This window comes from Streptomyces sp. NPDC093111, from assembly GCF_040683955.1.
In the GTDB taxonomy this organism is placed as follows: domain Bacteria; phylum Actinomycetota; class Actinomycetes; order Streptomycetales; family Streptomycetaceae; genus Streptomyces.
Map to the genome: position 1 here is coordinate 155807 of NZ_JBFBNW010000006.1, position 24765 is coordinate 180571.

12 protein-coding genes and 1 pseudogene are annotated in these 24765 nt (G+C 68.3%); 9 read left to right on the forward strand and 4 right to left on the reverse strand.

Annotated features, from left to right (window positions below):
* Positions 1 to 30: 30 nt before the first annotated feature.
* Both AB0Q96_RS12185 and metG read right to left on the reverse strand, forming a co-directional pair.
* Positions 31 to 735, reverse strand: a complete 705-nt coding sequence (locus tag AB0Q96_RS12185) for a restriction endonuclease (RefSeq protein ID WP_365324341.1) — start codon at positions 733 to 735, stop codon at positions 31 to 33.
* Positions 736 to 946: 211 nt separating this feature from the next.
* Entirely contained in the window at positions 947 to 2671 is a 1725-nt protein-coding gene (gene metG / locus AB0Q96_RS12190) for a methionine--tRNA ligase (RefSeq protein WP_365324343.1), read from the reverse strand.
* A gap of 353 nt (positions 2672 to 3024) precedes the next feature.
* Between metG and AB0Q96_RS12195 the strand changes: the two genes are divergently transcribed.
* Positions 3025 to 3732 carry a creatininase family protein gene (locus tag AB0Q96_RS12195; RefSeq protein WP_365324345.1) on the forward strand — a complete coding sequence of 236 codons (708 nt, stop codon included), beginning with the start codon at positions 3025 to 3027 and terminating at the stop codon, positions 3730 to 3732.
* A 235-nt stretch (positions 3733 to 3967) separates the two neighbouring features.
* On the opposite strand, the gene AB0Q96_RS12200 is transcribed toward AB0Q96_RS12195, so the two are convergent.
* On the reverse strand, positions 3968 to 4756 hold the full coding sequence (locus AB0Q96_RS12200) for a phytanoyl-CoA dioxygenase family protein (protein ID WP_365324347.1): 789 nt from the start codon (positions 4754 to 4756) through the stop codon (positions 3968 to 3970).
* A 330-nt stretch (positions 4757 to 5086) separates the two neighbouring features.
* Between AB0Q96_RS12200 and AB0Q96_RS12205 the strand changes: the two genes are divergently transcribed.
* From AB0Q96_RS12205 to AB0Q96_RS12215, 3 genes and pseudogenes are all read left to right on the forward strand, one after another.
* On the forward strand, positions 5087 to 6070 hold the full coding sequence (locus tag AB0Q96_RS12205; protein ID WP_365324349.1) for a hypothetical protein: 984 nt from the start codon (positions 5087 to 5089) through the stop codon (positions 6068 to 6070).
* Between the two features lie 120 nt (positions 6071 to 6190).
* A pseudogene (locus tag AB0Q96_RS12210) lies at positions 6191 to 6546 on the forward strand (XRE family transcriptional regulator); the annotation flags it as partial.
* Positions 6533 to 7000, forward strand: coding sequence for an NUDIX domain-containing protein (locus AB0Q96_RS12215; RefSeq protein ID WP_365324351.1), 468 nt, complete (start codon positions 6533 to 6535; stop codon positions 6998 to 7000). The pseudogene AB0Q96_RS12210 and the gene AB0Q96_RS12215, both read left to right, overlap by 14 nt.
* On the opposite strand, the gene AB0Q96_RS12220 is transcribed toward AB0Q96_RS12215, so the two are convergent.
* Positions 6988 to 7551, reverse strand: a complete 564-nt coding sequence (locus tag AB0Q96_RS12220) for an HD domain-containing protein (RefSeq protein ID WP_365324353.1) — start codon at positions 7549 to 7551, stop codon at positions 6988 to 6990. The two genes, AB0Q96_RS12215 and AB0Q96_RS12220, sit on opposite strands and share 13 nt — an antisense overlap.
* 390 nt (positions 7552 to 7941) lie before the next feature.
* Between AB0Q96_RS12220 and pglW the strand changes: the two genes are divergently transcribed.
* From pglW to brxD, 5 genes are all read left to right on the forward strand, one after another.
* The gene (gene pglW, locus AB0Q96_RS12225; protein ID WP_365324355.1) at positions 7942 to 12612 is read left to right on the forward strand and encodes a BREX system serine/threonine kinase PglW; all 4671 of its coding nucleotides are present in this window, start codon (positions 7942 to 7944) and stop codon (positions 12610 to 12612) included.
* A gap of 63 nt (positions 12613 to 12675) precedes the next feature.
* Complete coding sequence (gene pglX / locus AB0Q96_RS12230) at positions 12676 to 16419, forward strand: BREX-2 system adenine-specific DNA-methyltransferase PglX (protein WP_365324357.1); 3744 nt, start codon at positions 12676 to 12678, stop codon at positions 16417 to 16419.
* Between the two features lie 23 nt (positions 16420 to 16442).
* Positions 16443 to 20342: a phage resistance protein gene (locus AB0Q96_RS12235; RefSeq protein ID WP_365324359.1), complete on the forward strand. Its 3900-nt coding sequence runs from the start codon at positions 16443 to 16445 to the stop codon at positions 20340 to 20342.
* On the forward strand, positions 20342 to 23257 hold the full coding sequence (pglZ, locus tag AB0Q96_RS12240) for a BREX-2 system phosphatase PglZ (protein WP_365324361.1): 2916 nt from the start codon (positions 20342 to 20344) through the stop codon (positions 23255 to 23257). The genes AB0Q96_RS12235 and pglZ overlap by 1 nt, the downstream gene beginning before the upstream one ends.
* A gap of 163 nt (positions 23258 to 23420) precedes the next feature.
* Positions 23421 to 24731 carry a BREX system ATP-binding protein BrxD gene (gene brxD, locus AB0Q96_RS12245; RefSeq protein ID WP_365324733.1) on the forward strand — a complete coding sequence of 437 codons (1311 nt, stop codon included), beginning with the start codon at positions 23421 to 23423 and terminating at the stop codon, positions 24729 to 24731.
* Positions 24732 to 24765: the final 34 nt, after the last annotated feature.

Here is a 24765-nt window from a genome sequence, read left to right on the forward strand (position 1 = left end):
GCACCATCGTTTTCCGGCCGTCCTCGCCCTCTACTCGTACGTCTCCTTCCATCTCTCCCGATGCCGCCGGTCCCCTTGTCCCATGCCATTCACCGTGCCGAGCGACAGCAGCGAGGCGCCGTTGTTCCACAGCCCGAGGTGATCGCGATGGACGGCGAGGATGTCGTTTTCCGTGGCGAACTTCTCAGCCGGCCCGCTGAAGTACGTGGTGGCCACGAAGATCGCCACGTCGGCCTTGAAGTGCACCCTCGCGCCGAGCACGTCCCGGACCTCCCGGCTGGGGATTTTGCTCTTGGGCGTGTACCGCTTGCACTGGATCACCATGCTCCGCCCATCGGGAAGGACCCCCAGGACGTCAGCCCCGTTGTCGTGCGAGCCACCGACCCTCCGCACGTCGGTGCACCCGTCGCGCCGGCACAGGTCCACGACGAAGTCCTCGAACTCCGTCCCCGTCATCGAGTCGACCTCGGCCAGAGTCCGGTGCCCAGCCTTCACAGCCTCGTCATGCCGCCACTGCCGATCACCGCTACGGATGAACCGATCGGTGTGCCAGAACCACCACCCACCAGCGGTAACGCCACCGAGAACGAGCGCACCCACGAGATAGGGCCAGATCACGTTCCAGAAGGCCACCAGCACGACGACGCCCACGCCCCCAGCGATGGCACCGATCTTGAATCGCTGCTGGCGGCGCCTACGCGCAGCCGATACCCGCCGCTTCCGTGCCGCTGCCATGGCCCTCCCCTTGCTCCAGCACAGCAGGATCAAGGAGGCCGCACCGAACCGTAAGGGTGCCGATCAGCCAATGGCTGATGTCGTTCGCTCGGCCTGCTGGAGGTTGGGGGAGGGACCTGGCCGGTGTCGCATGTGTCGAAACCAGCAACGATGCCGGGAGCTCCCCCTACCGCCCGATGAGAGTCGGGACGGCACGGAGCGGGGATGTCCGTCAGGCGCCCGGGGCGCCGCCGAAGCGCTCGCGGTAGGACTCCAGGTCCTCCTCCGTGATCTTCGCGAAGAGCACGGGCGGCACCGTGAAGGCCGTGCCGGCCGGGACGGTGTCCAGGGCCTTGGCCTGCTCGGCGGTCACCCAGGTCGCGGAGTCGTCGGCCAGGGCGAAGGCGCCGCGCATGGCGGCGGCGGTGGTCGGGATGAAGGGTTCGGAGACGACCGCGTACAGGTGGATGAGGTTCATCGCCGTGCGGAGGGTCAGCGCGGCGCCGTCCGGGTCGGTCTTGATCTCCAGCCAGGGGGCCTTCTCCTCCAGGTAGGAGTTGCCGGCGGACCACAGCGCGCGCAGTGCGGCGGCGGCCTTGCGGAACTGGAGGGCCTCCATCTGCTCTTCGTACTCGGCGAGCAGTCGTGCGCTCTCCTCGCCGAGCTTCGCCTCCGCCTCGCCGGCGGGGCGGCCGGCGGGGACGTCGTCGCCGAACCGCTTTCGGGAGAAGGACAGCACGCGGTTGACGAAGTTGCCGAGGGTGTCGGCCAGGTCCTTGTTGACGGTGGCGGTGAAGTGCTCCCAGGTGAAGGAGGAGTCGTCCGACTCGGGGGCGTTGGCGATGAGGAAGTAGCGCCAGTAGTCGCCGGGCAGGATCTCCAGGGCCGCGTCGGTGAAGACGCCGCGCTTCTGCGAGGTGGAGAACTTGCCGCCGTAGAACGTCAGCCAGTTGAAGCCCTTGACGACGTCGACCTTCTTCCAGGGCTCGCGCACGCCGAGCTCGGTGGCCGGGAACATCACCGTGTGGAAGGGGACGTTGTCCTTCGCCATGAACTGCGTGTACCGGACGGTGTCGTCGGCCTCGTACCACCACGACTTCCAGTCGCGGGTCTCACCGTCGGAGGTGGCGTCCGCCCACTCCTTCGTCGCGCCGATGTACTCGATTGGGGCGTCGAACCAGACGTAGAAGACCTTGCCCTCGGCCGCGAGCTCCGGCCAGGTGTCGGCCGGCACCGGGACACCCCAGTCCAGGTCGCGGGTGATGGCGCGGTCGTTCAGGCCCTCGGTCAGCCACTTGCGGGCGATGGACGTGGACAGGTGCGGCCACTGGTCGCTGACGGTGGCGATCCACTCCTCGACCTCGTGCTGGAGCTTGGACTGCAGCAGGAAGAGGTGCTTGGTCTCGCGGACCTCCAGGTCCGTGGAACCACTGATCGCCGAGCGCGGGTCGATCAGGTCGGTCGGGTCGAGGACGCGGGTGCAGTTCTCGCACTGGTCGCCGCGGGCCTTGTCGTAGCCGCAGTGCGGGCAGGTGCCCTCGACGTACCGGTCCGGCAGGAAGCGGCCGTCGACCGGCGAGTACACCTGGCGGATCGCCCGCTCCTCGATGAAGCCGTTCTCGTTCAGCTTCCGCGCGAAGTGCTGGGTGATCTCGACGTTCTGCTGCGAGGAGCTGCGCCCGAAGTAGTCGAAGGCCAGCTCGAACCCGTCGTACACGGCCTTCTGCGCGTCGTGCGCCTGCGCGCAGAACTCGGCGACGGACAGGCCGGCTTCCTTGGCGGCCAGTTCGGCCGGCGTGCCGTGCTCGTCGGTGGCGCAGACGTAGAGGACGTCGTGACCGCGCTGGCGGAGGTACCGGGAGTACACGTCCGCCGGAAGCATCGACCCGACCATGTTGCCCAGGTGCTTGATCCCGTTGATGTAGGGAAGCGCGCTGGTTACCAGGTGTCGAGCCATCCTTGGATGCTCCATTTCGTACGTACGGCGCCGGTGGCGCTGCCACGGTGGGCCCAGGGCGGGAGGCTGCAAGCGACGATGACCAGGGAGGTCGCGAGGGACCGTCACACATGGTGACGGATCGTGGTTGCAGGCCGCTGTCATCGTATCGAAGAGGCTGGAACCCTTCGCGATGATTTGAGCGCCGGCCAGAACGGCCGAGAAGCGCTCGACCGTCCGGGACAGGCGGCCAAGCGAGTTCCGGACGGCCGAGGCACCCCTCATTCTAGGACCGGGGGCTGCTGCGGAGCCGCTGGCGAAGCCCGAGGCAATCGGCGTGAACCTCCGCCGTGGCTGACGACAAGAGGAGTGCCGTGAACTTGCTGCCAACCGCTACCAGCACCGATGTCCTGGAGCGGCAGCCCCGCGTTGCTGTCCTGCCGATCGGGTCCTTCGAACAGCATGGCCAATACCTCCCGCTGATCACCGACACAGCGATCGCGTGCATCGTCGGCCAGGAGATCGCCGCTGCCTACCCGGTGCACCTGCTTCCACCGATCACAATCTCGTGCAGCCACGAGCACGCGGCGTTTCCGGGCACGGTCAGTATCAGTGCCAAGACCCTGTTGGCGGTGATCGACGACATCCGGGCGTCCCTCGCGCGTTCCGGAGTCGACAAGCTCGTGATCATTAACGGCCACGGCGGGAACTACGTCCTGTCCAACGTGGTTCAGGAGGCGAATGTCGACGGCCCGACGATGTCCCTGTTCCCGCTGGGGCCTGACTGGTCTCGTGCCCGGGAGCGCGGGGGACTGGTGTCAGACCGGCACGGAGACATGCACGCCGGAGAGATAGAGACCTCGATCCTGCTGCATGCCGCTCCCGACCTGGTCCGCGACGGGTTCGCCGACGCAGACCACGATGGCGGTGATCGCCCGTTCCTTCTCGTCCGGGGGATGAGCGAGTACACGAAATCAGGGGTCATCGGCTTCCCGTCGCAGGCCACCGCGGATAAGGGGAAGGCTGTTCTGGAGAGCCTGCAATCGAGTTTCGCGCAGCACCTTGAAGCACTGGGGGAGTAGACCTGATCACGCTGGAGTCAGCCGTACGCAACCTTGGCGGTCGGATGAAAAGTCGGCGGCCAGGGCGTGACCGAACGTGCCTCCCATGCCGGCCGCCCCTGTCGAGCCGGCCGGGCGTCCACCGGCCCGCTCGGAGGTCACCCACACGGCAAGTGCAGAGCCGTACCGGATCTCCTTCAACCGACACCGCCGCCGACGAGCCTTCCAACGGGGGCGGTGCCGGCTGACCACTGCATTACGAGGACGTCAAGCCTCGCCGAATGGCGATCTCCACGGGGGAAGCACCATCCTCCCCCGCAATCTGAATCGGCTGCGCTGGGTACAGCGGTGGCTGGCCCAGGAACCGCGGGACCGCTCCTCGGTGGGGCTGCGCCGCGTGTACCAAGAACGGGTGACACAGGAAGACGTCCCCCGCCCTGCCGGTAGCCAGTACTTGAGGGAAGCCAGAGGTCGCCTCGAAAAGTCCAGTGGCCGCGAGGTCGTCACTGCTCATGCCCTCCTCGCCGGCGGGCTCCAGACGAGAGGGGACCTGCAGGTGCGAGCCGACGCGGATCCGAGTCGGCGCGTCGTTCTCCGCAGTGTCGGAGAACAGGAAGAGCATCAGCAGCGCACGGCCGCGCGAGTGGACGTTCACCCACGGCGGGCCCGACTTATGCCCCTCGGGGTGGTAGCCGCCGTCGATGTGCCACCCGGCATCGCCCGGATCCCGGGGGTGGGGGAACCGGATGGGGATCGTGCCGATACTCTCGCGAGGCAACCACCGGCCCGGCCCGACGAGCTGATCGAAGGCTGCGTGAAGCCGCGGCGTGTTCGCCGCCCGGCGGAAGGGCTCCTGAGCGCAGTTGCTGAGCCGGATCACCGGCTCGGTCCACGTCTTCGGATCATCCGGGTCGCAGCCCGTCTCCTGCCAGCACATGGCCCGGCACTCGGCAGCTACCTCGGAGGGAAAGGCTTCGTCCACTCGGACGAAGCCATTGTCAACGAACTCCTCCACATGCAGCGCGGAAAGTCCTCTGCTGGACATGGCCGTCCTCCTTGACGGGAGTAAGTGCCCTGCAAGGGAAGCTGATTGCTATCTCGCTGTCGAAGCAATTTTGCGCACCGGGCATGTCGTCACTCTGTCTGACTTCGTGGTGGGCCCCAGGGAACGGCTGGCTTACCGAGAGCTCGGAACTGGGGAAGGAGGTTGACCGCACGGACAAGACAGTGCGTCTCCTTGCCGAGCTGACACCTGCGGTCACACGGCTGATTGGTTCTGGAGGTCGGACGACACAGGCCGCCGTCGAGCGGATCGGCCCAGAGCCGCACCAGAAATCCCTCGCACAGGGCGGAGGATTTCCCTCACTCTTGCTGGATGCCGAACATCGTCACCCCTCGCTTGAGGTACGCATCCACCGCCACCCGACCGAGCTGGGGCGACCTTCCCCAGGGCATTCGCCAGCTGATCGCACGGCACCTGGGCGGAGCAGTGGACGTGGGGCCGAGCGCAGGGAGCGGCTTCACCAGCGGCTTCGCCGCAGTGGCCCAAGGGGCCAGCGGCACACAGTTCATCAAGGCGGTCAATGGCGAGATGAACGACGTGATCGCCAACTGCTACCGGCGGGAGGCATTGATCAACCGAGCGCTCCCGCCGGAGGTCCCAGCACCACGCCTGCAGTGGATCGAGGAACAGGACAACTGGGTGGTCCTCGGCTTCGACGCAGTCGACGGTGGCCGTATGCCCGCCGAACCCTGGCAGCCCAACGAGCTGGACGCCGCCCTGAACGCCTACGCCGCGACGGCCGAGGCGCTCGCCACCCCCTCTCCGCAGATGCTGGAACTCGGGCTCAAGCCGGTCGATGCCGAAGGCGACTTCACCGGCTGGCGTGACGTCCAAGCGGGCAGCGTGAAGCCGGAGATCCTTCCGGGGTGGGTGCCGCTCCGGCTGACGCCACAGCTGACCGAGCTGGAGAGCCAATGGCGGAAGGCCACAGCGGGCAACGCTGTCCTGCACCACGACCTGCGTCAGGACAACGTGCTCATCGACACCACTGATGCCGCGTGGATCTGCGACTGGAACTGGCCCTGCATTGGCGCAAGCTGGTCCGACCTCGTTCTGCTCCTCGCCACAGCACTTGCCGACGGTCACGACGCCAGCACTCTGTTCGCCGCACATCCCACCACCCGCGGAGTCGCTCACGAACAGCTCGACGCTGCCCTCGCCGCGCTCTCCGGCTTCTTCCTCGTCTCTGGCGCACAGCCGCCGGCGGATTGGTCACCACATCTCCGCCAACATCAGACATGGTGCGGCGAAGTCACTCTCCGATGGCTGGCCGACAGGCGTGGGTGGTCTCTATGAAAGGCTCCTACCAGAGCGAAGCCGTTCTCGAGGCGCACATGGCCATGGTTGAGCACGTCGCTGCGGACCGCTTTGCAGAGCGGGGCGGCATCACCTTGGGCCAGGCCCACCAGTGCGTGCGACCCCACCGGTGGGGCGGTCGCCGTCCGAGGCCGAGAGGAAGGGATCGGCGACACGCTCGCGGCGAAGATCCCCGCTTTCCTGACCTACTACCGTCCCCTTCTGGGCAAGCCGGGTGCGAGGTACGACTGCACGACACCACCCTGTACACCTCGCTTTTCCTCTACGACGAGAACCTGCTGGTCAACCCTCACGTGTGGGGACGCCCAGCCAGCGCCAAGCCGCTGCTCCACCTCAGACAGGGCACCGAAGGCGGCTGGTTCGACAACTACGCTCAAAGCTTCGACGCCGTCTGGGCCGGCGCACGGCCGTGGACACCCGACCAGGAGGGGACCGCCGCACATGGGCAGGACTGAGTACTACAACGACCCGAACGCCCCCAAGGCCAACACCCTCATCCCCGCCAGCAACCTGCTGGTCGTCGACGACAGCGGCGCCATCCTGCTCCAGCGCCGCCGTGACACCGGCCAGTGGGCGCTGCCCGGCGGCGCCCAGGACATCGGCGAGACCGCCGCCGAGTGCGCGGTGCGCGAGTGCCTGGAGGAGACGGGCATCGTCGCCGAGATCACCGGCTTCCTCGGCGTCTACACGAACCCGAACCACATCGTGGCGTACACCGACGGCGAGATCCGCCAGCAGTACGAGAACACCTATATCGGCCGCCCCGTCGGCGGCGAGCCCACGATCAACGACGAGGCCGACGGCGTCCGCTTCGTCCAGCCGGCCGACCTCGACCAGTACGACATCCACGCCAGCATGCGCCAACAGATCGGCGACTACCTCGCCGGCACCTACCCCTACCTCGGCTGAGCCGCCAGCACCGTCTCCACCCGCCCCACGGCGGCGAAGATCTCCGGAGCTGCCCGGCGGATGAACCGCCCGACCACACTGTCGTCACCGTAGCGGCCAAGGATCTCCGCGACACGCTCCTCGGCGGTGGTCCGGCCGCCGTCGGGCGTGGTCGTCATGTCGCAGTACACGAGCGCGTCCACCAGCAGCGGCTCCTCCAGCAAGGGGAACTCGCTCGCGAGTTCCTCCCGCAGCCCCCGCTCCTCAGCCTCCAGGAGCGCGAACGAGTGGTTCGCAACAAGCCGCGCCAGCCGCTCGTCGGCCCCGTGCTCGTCTCGAAGGAACCGCCCTCCGTCTAGTGGATGGAACCCCGTCACGGCCAGCCGCGGCGCGTACCCGATGTCGTGCAGCGTGGCGGCAGCAATGAGGAGGCCAGCGTCCTGGCCGAGAACCTGACTTACTTCGACTGCGCGCTTGGCCACTCCCTGTGAATGCGCCCACCTCCGTGGAAGCGTGCTGCTGAGCTCGGCCTCCGCGACCCGCGTCGCCCATTCCTCGGTCAGATCACCCATGCGAGCTCTTTGCCCGGCGCTTGGCCCGCACAAGCCTGGCCAAGGCCGTGATTCGTCTCGGCTCCGGCTGGCACGGCGCAGGGGGGAGATCAGTGATGCATGGCAACAGCGCTCCTGCCGTAGCCCCACCGCCGATGACTTCCTGCGCCTTTACGCAAGCGGCAGCGCGGGGGGCCATCACTGACATGCGGTGGCCGAATCTGTACCTGACCAGCGGGAACCCGGTGATCACGCTCGAAGGGCAAAGACCTCCAGGAAGCCCACTCCCCCTCTTGCTGTCAGTCCTGCCCTCTAAGATTCATCCAGCGGGGGCAGCCCGACGTTCCTGCGAACGGCGGCAGGATCGCGGTACGCGCAAATGTGCGCAAACGGACACAGGCGGGGAGTCGCATGCTGGAAGGTCGGTGGACGACGGTCACCGAGTCCGAGCACGAGCACGAGCGCCGCGGTCTGGAAGCGATCCGCAGGCGCATGCCGGACGAGGAGCCGTGGCGCGCCTGGTCGAACTTCACGTTCACCGCGAACAGTGGCCATGTCCGCGAGATCGATCTTCTGGTGACAGTACCGGCCGGGGTGTTCCTCCTCGAGCTGAAGGACTGGCACGGATCGGTACACGGCGGCGGTAACGACTGGGTGCAGACCACGCCCGGCGGGACCCAGCGGCGACACGGCAACCCCCTGCACCTGGCGAACCGGAAGGCCAAGGAGCTGTCCGGCCTGATCAACGATGTCTCCGGCCGGCCCGGGGATCGGCCGAAGATCTGGGTGGGCGAGGCGGTCTGCTTCACCGATGACAAGCTCCGGGTGAACCTTCCGGCCGCCGATTTGAACGGCGTGTTCACGGTCAAGCAGCTCGTGGACATGTTGTCCGAGCCGCCGGCGGACGCCCGGCGCCGGATAACGTCCGAGACCTCTCGCCGCGTCGACGTGGCCCTGAAGAAGCTCGGCATCGCACCGATCCGCCGCCAGCATGAGGTGGGCTCCTATCTTCTGGATGCGAAGGCGTTCGACTCAGGGCCCACCTGGGCCGACTACCTGGGCCGTCACTCCCAGCTGCACGATCTGGCGCGAGTCCGGGTCTTCCTCAGCGAGCGCGGTGCTTCGGACGCCGAGCGGCGTTCGGTAGAGCAGGCCGCTGCTCGCGAGGCGCTGGTGCTCAGCCGGTTCCGGCACCCCGGTGCGGTGCAACTGAAGAGTTATCTGCCGTCGGGCCATCCGGCCGGGCCGACGATCCTGTTTGACTACCACCCGGAGACTCTGCGGCTGGACGACTTTCTGGTGCAGCACGGGAAGCAGCTGGACCTGCGGAGCCGCCTCGCGCTCGTACGGCAGCTTGCGGAGACAGTGCGCTCCGCGCACTCTCGCCGTGTCCATCACCGCACGCTGTCGGCGCACGCGGTCCACATCATTCCGCGTGACCGCGGCCCGCGCGGGCGGGAGCTTAGCGAGGAGCAGCGCTGGCTGAGCCCTTGGCCGCAGATCGCGGACTGGCAGATCGCTACAGGCCAGAGCGCCAGCCGAGGCCGGCCCCTGACCCTGGCTCCTACAAACGTGTCCGGGTTCCACGTCTCGGAGCAGGCTGATCCGTATCTGGCGCCGGAACTGAGGATTCCGAAGGCTGATCCGGTGCGCCTCGATGTGTACGGGCTCGGTGTCCTCACGTATCTGCTGGTCACCGGGCAGGCGCCAGGCGCAAGCCAGAGTGAGGTCATGGCACGCCTGGAAGCCGGTGAGAGCCTGCGCCCGAGTGCCTTGGTCGACGGACTCAACCCGGACATCGATGACCTGGTGGAGGCATCCACCGCGTACGAACCGGGCCGGCGCTTGTCCACGGTCGACGACTTCATGGAGATGCTGGAGTACGTCGAGCAGGCGTTCACCGAAAAGGACTCCGTCGGCTCGGCCGCAGCCGCAGGCACGGGCGGGGACGGCGGGTCGGGATCGGAAACGGACGAGGATCGGGGCGAGCCGGAAAAGGACCCGCTGGAGGCCGTGGCCGGGGATGTATTGGCCGGGCGGTGGGAGGTTGTTCGTCGGCTCGGCACAGGCTCGACCTCTCGGGCGTTCCTGGTGCGGGATCTCGCGGGCGAGCCGCGGCGTAGCGGCACCCTGCCGGTGGCTGTGCTGAAGGTCGCGCTGAGCGAGGCCAAGCACGCGGTCCTTGACCGGGAGGCCCAGATCTTGGGCCGCATCCACCGGGATTCCAGCATCATCGCGCTTTACGAGCGGGAGCCGATCACTCTCGCGGGTCGTCGGGTGCTCGCGCTCGAATACGTCGGCGACAGCCGAGAGCTGAAGGACCAGGACCGTGGTGACGGGAAGGGACCGAGGCGGCGTGAGGACACCGTCGCCCGTCAGCTGCGGGATAACGGCCGCCTGGGCATGGATCAGCTGGAGGCGTACGGGAAGTACCTGTTCGGCGCGGTGGAGCACTTGGAGGCGGAAGGAATCTGGCATCGGGACCTGAAGCCGGACAACATCGCAATCCGGATCCGTCCCAACGGCACTCGACAGCTCGTGCTCATCGACTTCTCCCTCGCCGGCTACCCGGCGAAGGAGATCGACGCAGGCACCGAGGGGTATCTCGACCCGTTCGTGGGAATCATCACGCGCGGCTCGTACGACGGGCACGCCGAGCGGTACGCGCTCGCGGCGACATTGCACGAGATGGCGTCGAACGAGCTGCCCCGATGGGGTGACGGTGCCGTCACAGCCAGGCAGACCGATCTGAAGGAGTGGCCGTACCCGCAGCTTGCCGCCGACGCCTTCGAGCCGGCGGTCCGTGACGGCCTGGTCGCCTTCTTCCGCAAGGCTCTGGCGCGGGACGTGAAGGACCGGTTCTCGGACCTGAAGCCGATGGAACGTGCCTGGCAGGCACTCTTCCTGGATGCGCAGCGGACAACGGCTCCGAGCTCCGGGCACGGTACGGCGGAAAGCGCCGTAGGGACCACGCAGGAAGCCGGGCCGCAGATCGGACGCGAGGACGACGATACCTCCGTCGAGCAGGTTCGTGACCAGCAGGCGGCTAGGGCTGACCGTACGACGCCTCTGTCCGTGGCAGGTCTGACACTCTCCGCGCAGTCCCAGCTGTTCGCTATGGGACTGAACACTGTCGGGGACGTACTGGACTACTCGGCAAGGAAGTTCCTCACTGCACCGGGCATGGGCTCGCGCACCCGGGAGGAGATTCAGCGCCGGCAGAAGGAGTGGAACCTTCGCCTCGGCAAGGCGGCCCCCGCACCACTGAGCGCGGAGGCCCGCAAGGCAGCTGGCCAGGAGATCACCGAGCTGGAACAGGCGGTCGCCGAATCGGTCGCCGCCGGCGGCGGAAAGGTCACCGATCCGCAGCTGCTGGGCGCACTGAGCCTGGACGCGCTGGCCGCTCGCCTGGTCCCGAAGCCATCCAGCGGCAGCGCCCGCTCCAACGCCAAGGAGCGCGAAGCGGTCCGGCTGCTGCTGCGGCTGCCCAACGAGGCGGGCGAGCTACCCAAGGGCCTGGCGTGGGTCCGGCAGCGGGACGTCGCTGACGCGGTGGGCCTGACCGCGGGCCGAATCCCGCAGATCGTGAAGAAGGCGCGCGAGCGCTGGTACGAGGACGCCGCTCTTGGGCTGTTGCGCGAGGAGGTGGTGGAGCTCCTTGCCGAACGTGGCCGGGTGGCGCCGGTGATCGAGCTCGCCGACGCGCTGATCGCCCGACGTGGCACCCAGCACGTGGAGCGGCGCGATCGACGGGCCCTCGCTTTGTCGCTGCTGCGCGCGGTGGTGGAGCGGGAGAGCTTCGACAACGAGTCGCCGCCGCTGTTCCGCTACTTCCATGCCCGGATGCCCAAGGGCGCCGATCCGGTGCTCGGACTGCTCGCCTTGGATGTCCGGGAGGGAGTGGACGGCCCGGACACCCCGACGCTGCCCGCTCTGCAGGACTACGCGCTCAACCTGGGTGCGCGGGCCGACCGGCTCGCGGAGCTGGAGTCCCTGCCGACGGCGAGCACCGTCCTCACCGAGCTGGACGCGGTGCGACGGCCGCCGGGAAGCCTGGGCTGGGACGAGCGGCGCACCGCCGAGATCGCGGTTGCAGCCTCCACCGGGGCCGCCCTCACCCCCCGACTGGAGATCTACCCGCGCGACCTGGACCTGGTGCGCGCGCTGAGGATCACCCAGGCCGGTGTGGTCGCCGTACAGCAGGGCGTCGAGGAAGAGTTGCAGCCGGGTCTGACGGTGGACGCCCTGCACAAGCGAGTCACCACCCGCTTCCCCGACCTGGGCACCGACCCGCTGACGCCGCGCCAGTTGCCCACGGGCAGCGCCCTGGTCCGCGACCTGAAGCAGGCCGGCTTCGACCTGAAGCTGGCCACCCGCTACGACAAGGTCCTCCGCCTCATCCCGGACCGCCCGTCCGGGGACGCCACCGCCGGCCTGACCTCGGCGAGCTGGAGTACCTCGGCGGCGCGCCGCTCCGCCCCCACCCAGTACGACGCGGACGCGGCCGTCGCTGCTGCGGTCAAGGCCGAGCAACGGCTCAAGCACTCGTCGCGGCAGGACGGCTTCCGGGTCCTGACCGTGCCCCAGCGGCGCGCCGAGGACGCGGTGCGGCACCTGGCCGGCGAGTCGTACGGGGCGCGGCCGGTATCACTGACACGTCTCTTCGTGGACGAACTGCGCGGCGTAGTCGGCGAGGCGCCCCGTCCGACCTGGGAGACCGTTCTCAAGGCGGACGCCGCCGAACCGGGCAGCCGTGCCCACCAGCAGCTCCGCATCCGAACCGACAAGGCATGGGGGCGCATCGAACCGCGGCTGCGAGAGTGCCTCGCGGAGGGACAAGGTCCGCTGCTCCTCACCGACACTGCGGTGCTCGCCCGGTATGACGCCTTGGACCTGCTGGGCCGGCTCGCGGAGGAAGCGCGGCAGGGCGGTAGCCCGCTGTGGCTGCTCGTTGCCCAGTCCGACCCGGCACGGGCGCCGCGGTTGGCCGGGCAGAGCGTGCCGTACCAGGCAGGGTTCGACGAGTGGATTGTCGTGCCCGACGCCTGGGTCGCGCGTAAACACCTTGTGCAGGACGCCTGAGCCTCTTCTCCTTCTGACCTGATCTCCTTCCGCCCTCTCCGTTTTCTCCACAGGAGCCGTTCCGTGATCGACCGCAAGAGCCTCCTCGCCGACCTGCAGAAGCAGGTTAAGGCGGCAGAGACTGACCTTGAGCAGCAGGTCAAAGCTGTCCCCGAGGTCGGGACACGGCTGCGCGGTGAGTATGAGCAAGCCCGGAAGCTGGGGCGTACGGCGGCGACGTGGAACGCCTGGCTCGGGGAGCGGATCACCCAGGTCGCCGTGGCCTGGGTGCTCGGCACCGTCTTCGTCCGCTTCAGCGAGGACAACCATCTGATTGCCGAGCCGTACATCACTTCCCCCGACGTGGCGGGGCGGGAGACCGCGCAGGCGCGGTACGAGGAGTACCTGGAGAAGGATTCGGACCCGACATACCGGGGATGGCTTGAGACCGCGTTCGCTGAACTGGGCACCGGCCAGGCCGGGCGGCTGCTCTTCGACCGTGACCACAACCCGCTCTACCAGATTCCGCTGTCGCACGACGGGGCCGGCGCGCTGCTAGCGTTCTGGCGGGAGCAGCGCACCGGCGAGGGAGAGGCCGACGGGGCCAGCGGCGGTGGGGCCGGCGGCCCGGCTCTCGTGCACGACTTCAGCGACCCGCTGAGTGAGGACGGCACCGAGGGTTGGGACACCCGGTTCCTGGGTGACCTGTACCAGGACCTGAGCGAGGCGGCGCGCAAGACGTACGCGCTGCTGCAGACGCCGGAGTTCGTCGAGGAGTTCATCCTCGACCGGACGATGACCCCAGCAGTGCGGGAGTTCGGCTTCGAAGAGCTGAAGATGATCGACCCGACCTGCGGGTCCGGACACTTCGTCCTCGGAGCGTTCCGCCGGCTGGTGCGGATGTGGGCCGAGCAGCGGCCCGGGGTGGGCTCGTACGAGCGAGTGCGGGCGGCTCTCAACTCGGTGCACGGGGTCGACCTCAATCCCTTCGCGGTCGCGGTGGCACGGTTCCGACTCCTGGTCGCCGCAATGGCCGCAAGCGGCATGCGGACCTTCGAGGAGGCAAAGCACTATGAGTGGCCCATCCAGCTCGCGGTCGGCGACTCCCTCATCAAGGACCGGCAGCTGGAGCTGCAGCTGGGATTCGGGTCTGATGAGGCGGGTGGTGACCCGCTCGCCAAGTTCTCATACGCGACGGAGGACGTCCACGAGTACCCCGGGATCCTGCAGGAGAGGCGCTACCACGTGGTGGTGGGCAACCCGCCCTACATCACGGTCAAGGACAAGAAGCTCAACCAACTGTACCGGGAGCTATACGACGCCTGCGCGGGTACGTACGCGCTTTCTGTCCCCTTTGCCCAGCGGTTCTTCGAACTGGCCAAGCGGGGTGGCGACGACGGGAACGGCTACGGCTTGGTCGGTCAGATCACTGCGAACTCCTTCATGAAGCGCGAATTTGGCGCGAAGCTCATTGAGGAGTATTTCGCTCACAAGGTCGAACTCACCGAAGTCATCGACACATCAGGAGCGTATATCCCGGGGCACGGGACGCCGACGGTGATCCTCGTCGGGCGATCGAGGGGGGGATCGCAACGGCAGGCGACGATCCGGACTGTCCGGAGCGTTCAGGGAGAACCCTCGGCGCCGGAGAAGGCGGAAGAGGGATTGGTATGGCGGGCAATCGTTCAGCAGATCGATGAAGCGGGCACCGCTGGCAACTGGGTTTCTGTAGAGGATCTCGACCGGCGGGTGTACTTCAGCAAGAAGCCATGGGTTCTTGCTGATGGTGGCCTTGAGCTCGTGCAGACGTTGGCGAAATCGGGTTCGGGTCAGCTCAAGGGCCAAGTCCTTCGCATCGGGTTCTACGGTGATACGCACGCTGATGATGCCCTAATCGTGCCCAGCAGGGTGCTGAAGATGCGCAACGCAGAGGATGTGTTTGTCAAGCGAATTGGTGTCGGAGATGAGGTGCGTGACTATGTGCTTGCGCCTGGAGATCACATCATCCACCCCTATGACGGTAGTCGGGGGATTGCTCCGCTTAAGTCGATGCCGAATCTCGAACGGATTCTGTGGCCTAATCGCAGCGAGTTGGGCAATCGTTCCACCTTCGGGGGACGCACTTACTTCACTGAAGCGCGCCCCTGGTGGGGATGGCACCAGCTCCCGAAGGATAAAGAGGCGCACTCGTGGTCGATCAACTTCGCTTTCGTTGCTACGCATAATCACTTCATTCTTGATCGCGACGGCAACTCCTTTACTAGGACGGCACCGGTTGTCAAGCTCGATGGGGCGGCGACCGAGGAAGATCATGTACGGCTGCTCGGGCTGCTGAATAGCTCCACGGCCGGGTTCTGGCTGAAAATGGTGAGCCATGACAAGGGTAGTCAGGGTGTAAACGAGGGCTACAAATCGCAGGCGTGGGAACGCTTCTACGAGTTCACCGGTACCAAGCTTCAAGAATTCCCCCTCCCCCCTGAATACCCGACTTCCCTTGCCATCGAGCTCGACGCTCTCGCCCAGCAGCTTTCGCTGACGGTGCCTGCCGCCTCGGTCGTGGAGGCCGTTCCCACCGCCACCGCCTTCCGTGAAGCCAAGGCCCGATACGACTCGATCCGCGCGCGCATGATCGCACTCCAAGAAGAACTGGACTGGCAGGTGTATAGCCTCTATGGCCTACACTCTGAGGATTTGCGCCTGCCCGACGCTTCTGCAGTGCCCGAAATTGCCCTCGGCGAGCGGGCCTTCGAAATCGTGCTCGCGCGGCGGGTTGCTGCTGGGGAGGCCAGCGACGAGTGGTTCAAGCGGCACGGGTCCACGCAGATCAGGGAAATCCCTGCGAACTGGCCTACTGAGTACAGGGCGCTCGTGCAGAGGCGAATCGAGGTCATCGAGTCGAATCGCGCAATCGGCATGGTGGAGCGCCCGGAGTACAAGCGGCGCTGGGCAACTGAGGGCTGGGACACGATGCGGCAGAAGGCGTTGAAGTCCTGGCTGCTCGATCGGGTCGAAGATCGCATGCATTGGTTCGACGTCAGTGGGAACCCCACGGTAACCACTCTCGCTCGCCTCGTTGAAAGCCTATCCGCCGACGAGGGCTTCGCCGCCGTTGCCGAGTTGTACGCGCCTCGGCAGGATCTGGTAAAGACCGTACGGGAGTTGCTGTCTGAGGAGCACGTGCCGTTCGTGTCTGCGCTGCGGTACAAGCCGGCCGGGCTTAAGAAGCGCGCCGACTGGGAGTACGTGTGGGAGAAGCAGCGGGAGGAGGACGCCGCTCCTGACGAGCCCGCCAAGCGGAAGGTCCGTGAGCGGACGCCCGTGCCGCCGAAGTACACCGCGGCGGACTTTCTGAAGCCGAGCTACTGGCGTGCGCGTGGCAAGCTCGACGTGCCCAAGGAACGGTTCCTGTCGTACGGCACGGTCAACGCGCAGTCGCCGGAGCTGTACGGGTGGGCTGGCTGGGACCACTTGGAGCAGGGCCTCGCGCTCGCCTCGTATATCCAGCAGGCCGGGCTCGGTGACGAGGACCTTGTGCCGTACCTGGCCGGGCTGCTTGAGCTGCAGCCGTGGCTGGAGCAGTGGTACGGCGAGTACGACCCGGAGTTCGGGGCGTCGCCGGCCGCCGAGATCCTGGCGTTCAGGCAGCAGAAGCAGGGCGAGCTCGGGCTGACCGACGACGCATTGCGGGCCTGGCGCCCGGCCGCCGCCACCCGCGGGGGCGCGAAGAAGGCAGCCGCGCCCAAGAAGCGAACGGGCGCGAAGGCCGCCGTCCAGATGTCCGTCACGGACAACGTCACCGATGCCGCTACCGGCGTAGAGTCCGACTGAGCAGGGCGAGGAGCTAAGACACCATGGCGTTCATGAACAGGAACAACCCTCGCCCCGAGGACCGGCCGCTGCTGCGGGAGTTGATCGACATCCCGGAGTCGGTGTCCACATCCGACTTCGTGCTGAAGCTGAACGAGGCGGTCACCCCTGAGGGGGCCGAGGCGGCGTTGAAGGACTACGTCGTCACCGACCGGCTGCTCGGCAACTTTGACGAGGCCCTTGACTTGATCAAGTCGGCGCTCGACAGCCGCTCGTCGAAGGCGGCCTATCTGCATGGCTCGTTCGGTTCCGGTAAGTCGCACTTCATGGCCGTGCTCTACGCGCTCCTGTCGGGAAACCAGGCGGCCCGGGAGCGCGGGGACCTCGACCCGGTACGGGCCCGTCACTCCTGGCTGGACGCGGATGACCGCAAGTTCCTGTTGGTGCCGTACCACATGCTGGGCTCCAAGTCCCTTGAACAGCGCGTGCTCGGCAAGTACGTGGAGCACGTACGCAAACTGCACCCTGGCTGCCCGCTGCCGCAGGTCTACCGGACCGACGGGCTCTTCGAGGACTTCGCCGAACAGCGCCGCCGCAACGGCGACGACCGAGTGATCGAGCAGCTTGCTGACGCCGGCGATGGCCAGATGGACGAGTGGGGCGACTCCTTCACCTGGACCACTGAGCTGCTTGACCAGGCGGTGAACGCTCCGGAGGAGCACGAGAACACCAAGGGTCTCGACCTGGAGAACCCTTCCACAGCGCCGGAATTGCGGGCCCGCCTTGTGCAGGACCTCACCCAGACCCTGTTCCCGGCGTTCTCGCGCAACGCCTCCGAGGACGCCGACGGGTTCGTTTCCTTGGACAAGGGGCTCGGCATCATCGCCGCGCACGCCAAGTCCCTCGGCTACGACGGACTTGTCCTCTTCATGGACGAGCTGATCCTGTGGCTGGCCTCCCGCATTCACGACCAGAGGTTCGTCTCACGCGAATCCGACAAGATCACGAACTTCGTGGAGGGCGGCGACGAGCGGCGCGCCATCCCGGTGGTGTCGTTCATCGCCCGCCAGCGCGACCTGCGCGAACTGGTCGGCGAGGAGATGTCGGGTGCCGCCGAGGCAGCCGTGCAGGACAGCCTGAAGCTCAGCGGCGGGCGATTCGACAAGGTCGTCCTGGAGGATCGCAACCTTCCGCAGATCGCGCAGGCCCGCCTGCTCAAGCCCGCCACCCCCGAGGCGGAGATGAAGGTGGAGGCGGCGTTCGCCGAGGCCAAGAAGCTCGGCCCGGACGTGTGGGACACCCTGCTCGGCCACGACAAGTCCACCACAGGCGCGGACGAGGACGCGTTCCGGCGGACGTACCCGTTCCCGCCGGCGTTCATGGACACCCTGGTGCACATCTCCGCCGCGCTGCAGCGCTCCCGCACCGGCCTGAAACTGATGAGCCAGCTGCTCGTTGACCACCGCGACGACTGGCGGCTCGGGCAGCTCGTGCCGCTCGGCGATCTGTACCCGGCGATCGCGGGCGGCGGCGACAAGGCGTTCAGCGGGGAGACCAATGTCCACTTCGAGGCCGCCGACAAGCTGTACCGGGACAAGCTCCGCCCGTACCTGCTGAAGACCAACCAGGTCACCGAGGACCAGGTCGAGGCGTACCGACGCCGTCCCGAGAGCCTCGGCGACCCGCAGCTCGCAGCCCGCTGCCGCGACTTCACCGGCGACAGCCGGCTCCTGCAGACCCTGCTGCTCTCAGCGCTCGCGCCCAGTGTGCCCGCGCTCGCCGACCTCACCCTGGCGCGGCTGCACGCCCTCAACCACGGTTCCATCACCACCCGCATCGCGGGCACCGAAGTCGGCCGGCTCGAGCAGAAGGCGAAGGAGTGGGCGGCGACCTTCCCCGAGATCAAGGTCATCGGTACCGGGCCGGGTGCGGTGGTCCGCCTGGAGCTCACGGGCGTCGACCTGGACGCCGTCCTCGCCAACGCCCAAGTCCACAACAACCAGAACAACCGGCGTACCAAGATGCGCAGCCTGCTCAAGGACGCGCTCGGAGTCGGTGACGGGCCCGGCGGCTTCGACGCGTACGACGTGCTCGACCTGGTGTGGAAGGGCACCGAACGGCAGGTTGAAGTGGTCTTCGGCAACGTCGCCGACGTCGACTCGCTGTCCGAGGCGACCTTGCGGCCCAGCCAGGACGACGCCTGGCGGATCGTCGTCGACTACCCTTACGACGAGGGCGAGTTCGGCCCGATGGACGACCTGCAGCGGCTGCGCGCCCTGCGGGAGAAGCCGGGCGGCGACTCACGCACCCTGGCCTGGCTGCCCACCCACCTGACCGACGCCTCCCGCAGTGACTTCGAGCGTCTCGTCGTCATCGACAAGGCTCTTGCCGACGAGGCTCGCTTCGACTCCGAATTCGCACGCAGCCTCAACGCCGACGACAAGGCGCGCGCCAAGAGCATGCTGCAGTCGCAACGCGACATCCTCACGGAGCGCGTCACCCAGGCCCTGCGGCAGGCGTACGGGCTCGCGCAGAAGCAGGAAGGGGTCGTCGACCTCGGCTTCGACACCCACCTGGTCGCCCAGCAGGATGTGCCCGAGCTTCGGCTTCCGCTCGGCGCGCCGCTGGACGCCGCCGCCCGCGACCTGGCTGGCAAGCTGCTCGCCCACCAGTACCCCGCCCACCCCGACCTGGACCCCGACGGCAGCGGCAAGCCCGTGAAGCCCGCCGAGATCAGGACCGTCTTCGAGTACGTACGCAAGGCCGCCGAGGACCGCGACGGACAGGTCGAGGTCGACGGCAAGGACCGCAAGACCATGGCGCGGATCGCGGGTGGCCTGGGCCTTGGCACCATGCGGGAGGCGTATTACCGGCAGTCCACCGCCTGGCCCGACCACTTCACCAGCCAGGCCCGCCGGGACGGCGCCGCCGAACCGACCCTGGTCAAGCTCTCCGACTGGAGTGACCTTCCCGAACCGCGCGGACTGCCCGAGCCGCTGCGCCGACTGCTCGCCGCCGCCTACGCGGAGACAACCGACCGGGTGTGGGTGCGCGGTGGAGTCCCCGTCGAACCGGCGCCCGCACCGCACGAGCTGAAGCGGGACTACGCCCTGCGCGAGCAGCCGTTGCCCAGTGAGGAAGACTGGACAGAGGCGCGCAAGCGGTACGAGACCATCCTCGGGGACCGGGCGCCGCAACTGCGGCGTGGGCGGATCGTCAACCAGTTCGCCGGACAGATCAAGCAGGCCGCCGCAGCGCTCGCCCAGGACGCCGGGCGGCTCGTCGGGGAACTGGAGAAGCACCGGGCCTTCCTCCGCCTCGACGACGACTCGCCCCGCCTCGTCCTTGCCAGGAGGGCGCAGGAGCTGGTGAAGTCGGTGACGGAAGCCAGCGTCGAGGCCAAGACCGTCGTTGACCGGCTCGCCCGCTTCGACCTCGGCGACTTCACCGCACACCGCTACGCCATGTCCCTTAAGAGCGCAGGGAAGGTCGCCGCCGCGCTGCAGAACACCAGCTGGGACCAGCTGGGCCTGGCCGACACCCTCGGTGTGGACGGCGCGGCCGTCCTGGAGCGGGTGCGGGATGCCGCCGCCGGCGATCCGGGTGACTACCCCGACCTGCCGGGAGTGCTGAATGCCGGCGGCCGAGAGGTGCTGTCCCTGCTGAGGTCTCGGCAGAACACGGCCGAGCGTCCCCAACCGCCCGCCACTCCGATGCCGAGTTCCGACGATGTGGACCTGAACGGCGGCTCCGCCCACCCGCAGGTGCTGCCGGAACCGGTGGCGCAGCCTGGGCCCCGTACGCCGTCGCGGTCCGTGGCCCGCTCCGGCGGTGGGCGGACCACCGCTGCACGGGCTGGCGCCGAGCTGCAGGCGGCGCTCGCGGCGCTCGCGGCCGAGAACCCCAACGCTGCCGTCGAGGTCGTCTGGAAGGTTGTCGACTGATGTCCGACTCGGTCACCACAGCGCCCGCGTCCGCCGGTCTCGCCCGGCTGCCGGCGGGGACCGTCCGCCAGTACCTCGCCGCCCGCAGCCGGCTCGGCGACGGCACGGTCCGCGTCCTGCTGTTGCGGGCCGATCCGGCCTGGGACGGGCCCGCCGTGCAGCAGACGGCGGGCGGGCTGCGGGCGCGGGTAGCCGTCGGGCCCTCGGTATTGGCTGTACACGAGCAGATCTTGGGCCACCTTGACGCAGTGACTCCCCCTGACCCCAAGGTCCTGGTCGTCCTCACCGACCGCGAGGACACCGACCTCGACCCAGGGCTGCTCGCCCGCGTCTACGGCGGCAGGATCCGGTCTGTCGACAACTGGGAGGTCGTGCAGGAGGCGTTCGACGCACGTGGCCTCGACGGGCGGCTGCGCGGCGAGACCTGGGCGGCCGAAGCGCTTCTCGACGCTGCGGCCACCCGCGGCTGGCCCTCGTTGGGTAAGGGAGTGCTCTCCCGAGACGAGGCGCTCACCCGGCTGGCCAGGCGCCGTCTAAGGATCGGCCGTCACGACACGGATGCGCTGGGCGGGGCCGCCGCACACGACGACGGAGACCGTATCGACCCCGTCGCACTGTTCCGATGGACCCTCACGCCTGGCGGCCCCGATCTCCTGCGCGACCTGCGCGGACCGGAGCGGGCCGGCTTGGCCCGCTTCCTCGCCGAACCCGAGCAGGGCGGCTCCACCGGAAAGATCATCACCGCCCTGGTGAACGCCGAACACGGTGCAGACGCAGCCGCCTACGCGGTCGTCTGTGCCGCCTTGTGGGGGCACGCGGAGGCTGACCACGACTTGTACCGGGCGCGGGGGCGCGCCGAGCGGTGGCTCGGCGACCAGCCGCCAGCCCAGGGCGACGACCTCGACAGACTCCTGGCCTCCTTCGGATCCAGCGGCGAGGCGTTCGTCCGCGGTCTCGTCGACCGGGGCGAGCACCGGCTCGCCGACCCGGTCCTGACTCGGGCCGCGCAGCTCGTGGCCCAGTTCGGGGCACAGGCTGCCGCGGCTGCCAGCCCGCTACTCTCGGCCGGACTCGACGCCCGCTTCACTGCGGCTGGTCGTGCCCTTGCCGACGGCGGCACCGACACGGTCACCGCTGCCGTCACCGCGCTGGCCGACCATGCTCTGGCCGCCGATGGTGCCACCCGGGCCCGTATTGAGCGGGTGAGGATGGCGGCACGGTTGCGGCAGTGGCTTGCCGGCTCGCCTGAGGCCGATATCGCCTCGGTCGCTGAGGGCACCGCACGCCAGATGTACGAACTCGGCTGGGTGGACCGAGCCTTGGAACACCTCGAAGCGGGCGGCGACCCAGACGACGTACTCGCCGACGCGTACAGCCGGATCGGCGCGCAGGCGCGGGACAAGCGCCGCGAGCTGGACCGTGCATTCTCCGAGCGGCTCGCGGTGTGGACCGCGGGTGGCACCGCTCCCGGCGCCATGCTCACCGTGGAGAGCTTGCTGGACCGCGTTGTCGCGCCTGTCGTTGCCAGCCCTGGCCGACGGGTTCTGCTCCTGCTCGTGGATGGGATGAGCGCGGCGATAGCTGCGGAGCTTGGCGAAGAACTCCGGGGGCAGTGGGCGGAGTTCGACCCGCTGCCCGCTGCGGCCGGGGCGCCCGTCCGGCGCGCCGTGGCTGCCGCGCTGCCCACCCTCACGGCCGTATCCCGGACCTCGTTGTTCGCCGGCACCCTGATGAAGGGCGACCAGAGCGACGAGAAGCGGCTCTTCCCCCAGCACTCCTGCTGGAACGGGGCTCCGGCGGTCGTGTTCCACAAGGATGACCTGCGCGGCCCCGACACCGGCTCGCCGTTCTCCACTGCCCTCACCGAAGCCCTCGCCGATGAGCGCACCCATGTCGCGGTCGTACTCAACACGGTCGATGACCGCCTCGGCAAGGAGCAGAAACTCGGCGACGGCGCGTGGCGGGCCAGGGAGATCGGCGGTCTGGAACCGTTGCTGCGGGCTGCCCGTGCGCATGGCATGACCGTGCTGCTCACCTCCGACCACGGCCATGTAGTCGAGCGGCGCGGCACCAAGCTCGACGCGGCCAGCGGCACGATTGGCTCGGCCCGCCACCGCACTCCTCGTGGACCCGTCGCTCCGGCCGAGATCGAGCTGTCCGGACCTCGGGTGGTCTGGCCGGAGCCCGGATCGCGGATCGTCGCGTTGCGGGACCACGACACCCGGTACACCGCGCTCAAGGCGGGCTACCACGGCGGGGTAACTCTCGCAGAGTTCACCATCCCGCTCCTCGCCCTGCTTCCCTTCGGCGCCGAGCCGCCGATCGGATGGCGGGAGCTGGGCGACCCGACCCCCTCCTGGTGGACCGAGGACGGCGAGGGTCGTGGCGTCGTCGAGGCCGGAGCCAAGAACGAAGCGGACGCAGGTGCCGTGCCCGACGCAGCCGTGGCGAGCCCGCGCCGGAAGCAGACCAAGAAGGCCGCCCCGCCCGCGCCCGAGGGCGCCATCAGCCTGTTCGGCGAGGACGAGGTGGTAGCCCCCGTACCGCAGGAACCCGGGCAGTCGGCGGCCGAGTCCGAGACGGCAGCCACCTCCAACCAGTCCGAAGACCCTGCGGTTGCCCTGGTCGAGCGGCTCATGGCCACCGAGCTGTACCAGGCGCAGCTGGACCTGCTCGCACGCAAGTCTCTGGCCAAAGCCGCCCCGCAAGCCTTGGCCGCGCTCGTTGAGGCCGGCACCCTGCCGATGACCGCCCTGGCCGAACGCGTCGGCCAACCCGCCACCCGGGCCCGCGGCTTCGCCACGACCCTGGCCCAGATCCTCAATTACGACGGAGCTCAGATCCTGGAGATCCTTCCCGACAACCGCACCCTGCGCCTGCACCGCGCCAAGCTGATCGAGCAGTTCGGGTTGTGAGCCAGCACACTGCGGCCGCGACGGGCGGGCCGGTCTCCCGGCCCGCCCGGTCAGCGGGCTGGATGCCAGGCTTTGGCGTCGGAATCCGGCCAGGTGGGCGGCCGGGTGGGAGACTGTTCGGGTGAACGCGTTTGGATCTTCAGCATCAGGGGCCGCCACCTCGATCGGCGTCGTGCGACGGCGCGCCGTGGTGGATGCGCTGCGGCGCGGGGCTGTCCCGGAAAGCGGCCTCGACCTGCTCGCGACCGGCCTGGGCCGCTTCGAAGGGGCAATCGACGAGGAACTGGACGCCGTCGCCAGCGGCGGCTCGGTGTTCAAGGCCGTGCGTGGTGAGTACGGATCCGGCAAGACCTTCTTCACCCGCTGGCTCGGCGAACGCGCCAAACGACGCACGTTCGCCGTAGCCGAAGTGCAGGTGTCGGAGACCGAGACCCCACTGCACAAGCTCGAGACCGTCTACCGGCGGCTCACCGAACGCCTGACCACCGTGAGTTTCCCACCCAGCGCACTGCGGCCGGTCGTCGACGCGTGGTTCTACGCCCTGGAGGAGGACGCGCTCGCCGACGGCGTGAGCGAGACCGAGCTGCCGCAGGCCGTGGACCGGCTTCTCACTGCCCGGCTTGCCGAGGTCTCCCGGCATGCCCCCGCGTTCGCCACCGCCCTGCGCGGATACAAGCAGTCCCTGGACGCCGGAGACGAGGCCACCGCCGCCGCGGTCATGGCCTGGCTCGGTGGCCAGCCACACGTCGCCGCAGCCGCCCGGCGCAGCGCAGGCGTCCGCGGCGACCTGGACCACTTCGGTGCCTTCGGCTTCTTGCAGGGCCTGCTCACCGTGCTCCGTGACGCCGGGCACGCCGGACTCGTCCTCGTGCTGGACGAAGTGGAGACCCTGCAGCGGGTTCGTTCCGACGCACGCGACAAGGCGCTCAACGCGCTGCGGCAGCTCATCGACGAGGTTCACTCCGGCCGCTTCCCTGGCCTGTACCTCGTCATCACAGGAACGCCTGCCTTCTACGACGGACAGCAGGGTGTACAGCGACTCGCACCACTCGCCCAGCGCCTCGCCACCGACTTCACCACCGACCCCCGCTTCGACAACCCACGGGCCGTCCAGATCCGGCTGCCTGGATTCACCGAGCAGTCACTGACCGGCCTGGGCGCCACCATCCGCGACCTGTACGCGGAAGGCTCCCAGTCCCCCGACCGAATCAAGCAGCTCGCCGACGATTCGTATCTCACCGACCTGGCACGGGCCGTGGGTGGTGCTCTTGGCGGAAGGGTCGGAGTAGCACCACGGCTGTACCTGAAGAAGCTGGTCGGAGATGTGCTCGACCGGATCGACCAGTTCCCCGACTTCGACCCGCGCGCGCACTACAAGCTCACGGTCTCCAGCGGCGACCTCACCGCCACCGAACGGAACTTCGCCGCGCCCACGCCGGTCGCCTCTGCGGACGACCTCGACCTCGAGCTCTGAAGAGCCCTTCCTCGAAGTCCCGACCTCTGACGAC

Bases quoted from the DNA above. Each gene is read 5' to 3' on its own strand.
- AB0Q96_RS12185 (WP_365324341.1), bottom strand. From the start codon at position 735: ATGGCAGCGGCACGGAAGCGGCGGGTATCGGCTGCGCGTAGGCGCCGC.
- AB0Q96_RS12235 (WP_365324359.1), top strand. From the start codon at position 16,443: ATGGCGTTCATGAACAGGAACAACCCTCGCCCCGAGGACCGGCCGCTG.
- pglZ (WP_365324361.1), top strand. From the start codon at position 20,342: ATGTCCGACTCGGTCACCACAGCGCCCGCGTCCGCCGGTCTCGCCCGG.
- AB0Q96_RS12205 (WP_365324349.1), top strand. From the start codon at position 5,087: ATGCCGAACATCGTCACCCCTCGCTTGAGGTACGCATCCACCGCCACC.
- AB0Q96_RS12220 (WP_365324353.1), bottom strand. From the start codon at position 7,551: ATGGGTGATCTGACCGAGGAATGGGCGACGCGGGTCGCGGAGGCCGAG.
- metG (WP_365324343.1), bottom strand. From the start codon at position 2,671: ATGGCTCGACACCTGGTAACCAGCGCGCTTCCCTACATCAACGGGATC.
- AB0Q96_RS12215 (WP_365324351.1), top strand. From the start codon at position 6,533: ATGGGCAGGACTGAGTACTACAACGACCCGAACGCCCCCAAGGCCAAC.
- AB0Q96_RS12200 (WP_365324347.1), bottom strand. From the start codon at position 4,756: ATGTCCAGCAGAGGACTTTCCGCGCTGCATGTGGAGGAGTTCGTTGAC.
- pglW (WP_365324355.1), top strand. From the start codon at position 7,942: ATGCTGGAAGGTCGGTGGACGACGGTCACCGAGTCCGAGCACGAGCAC.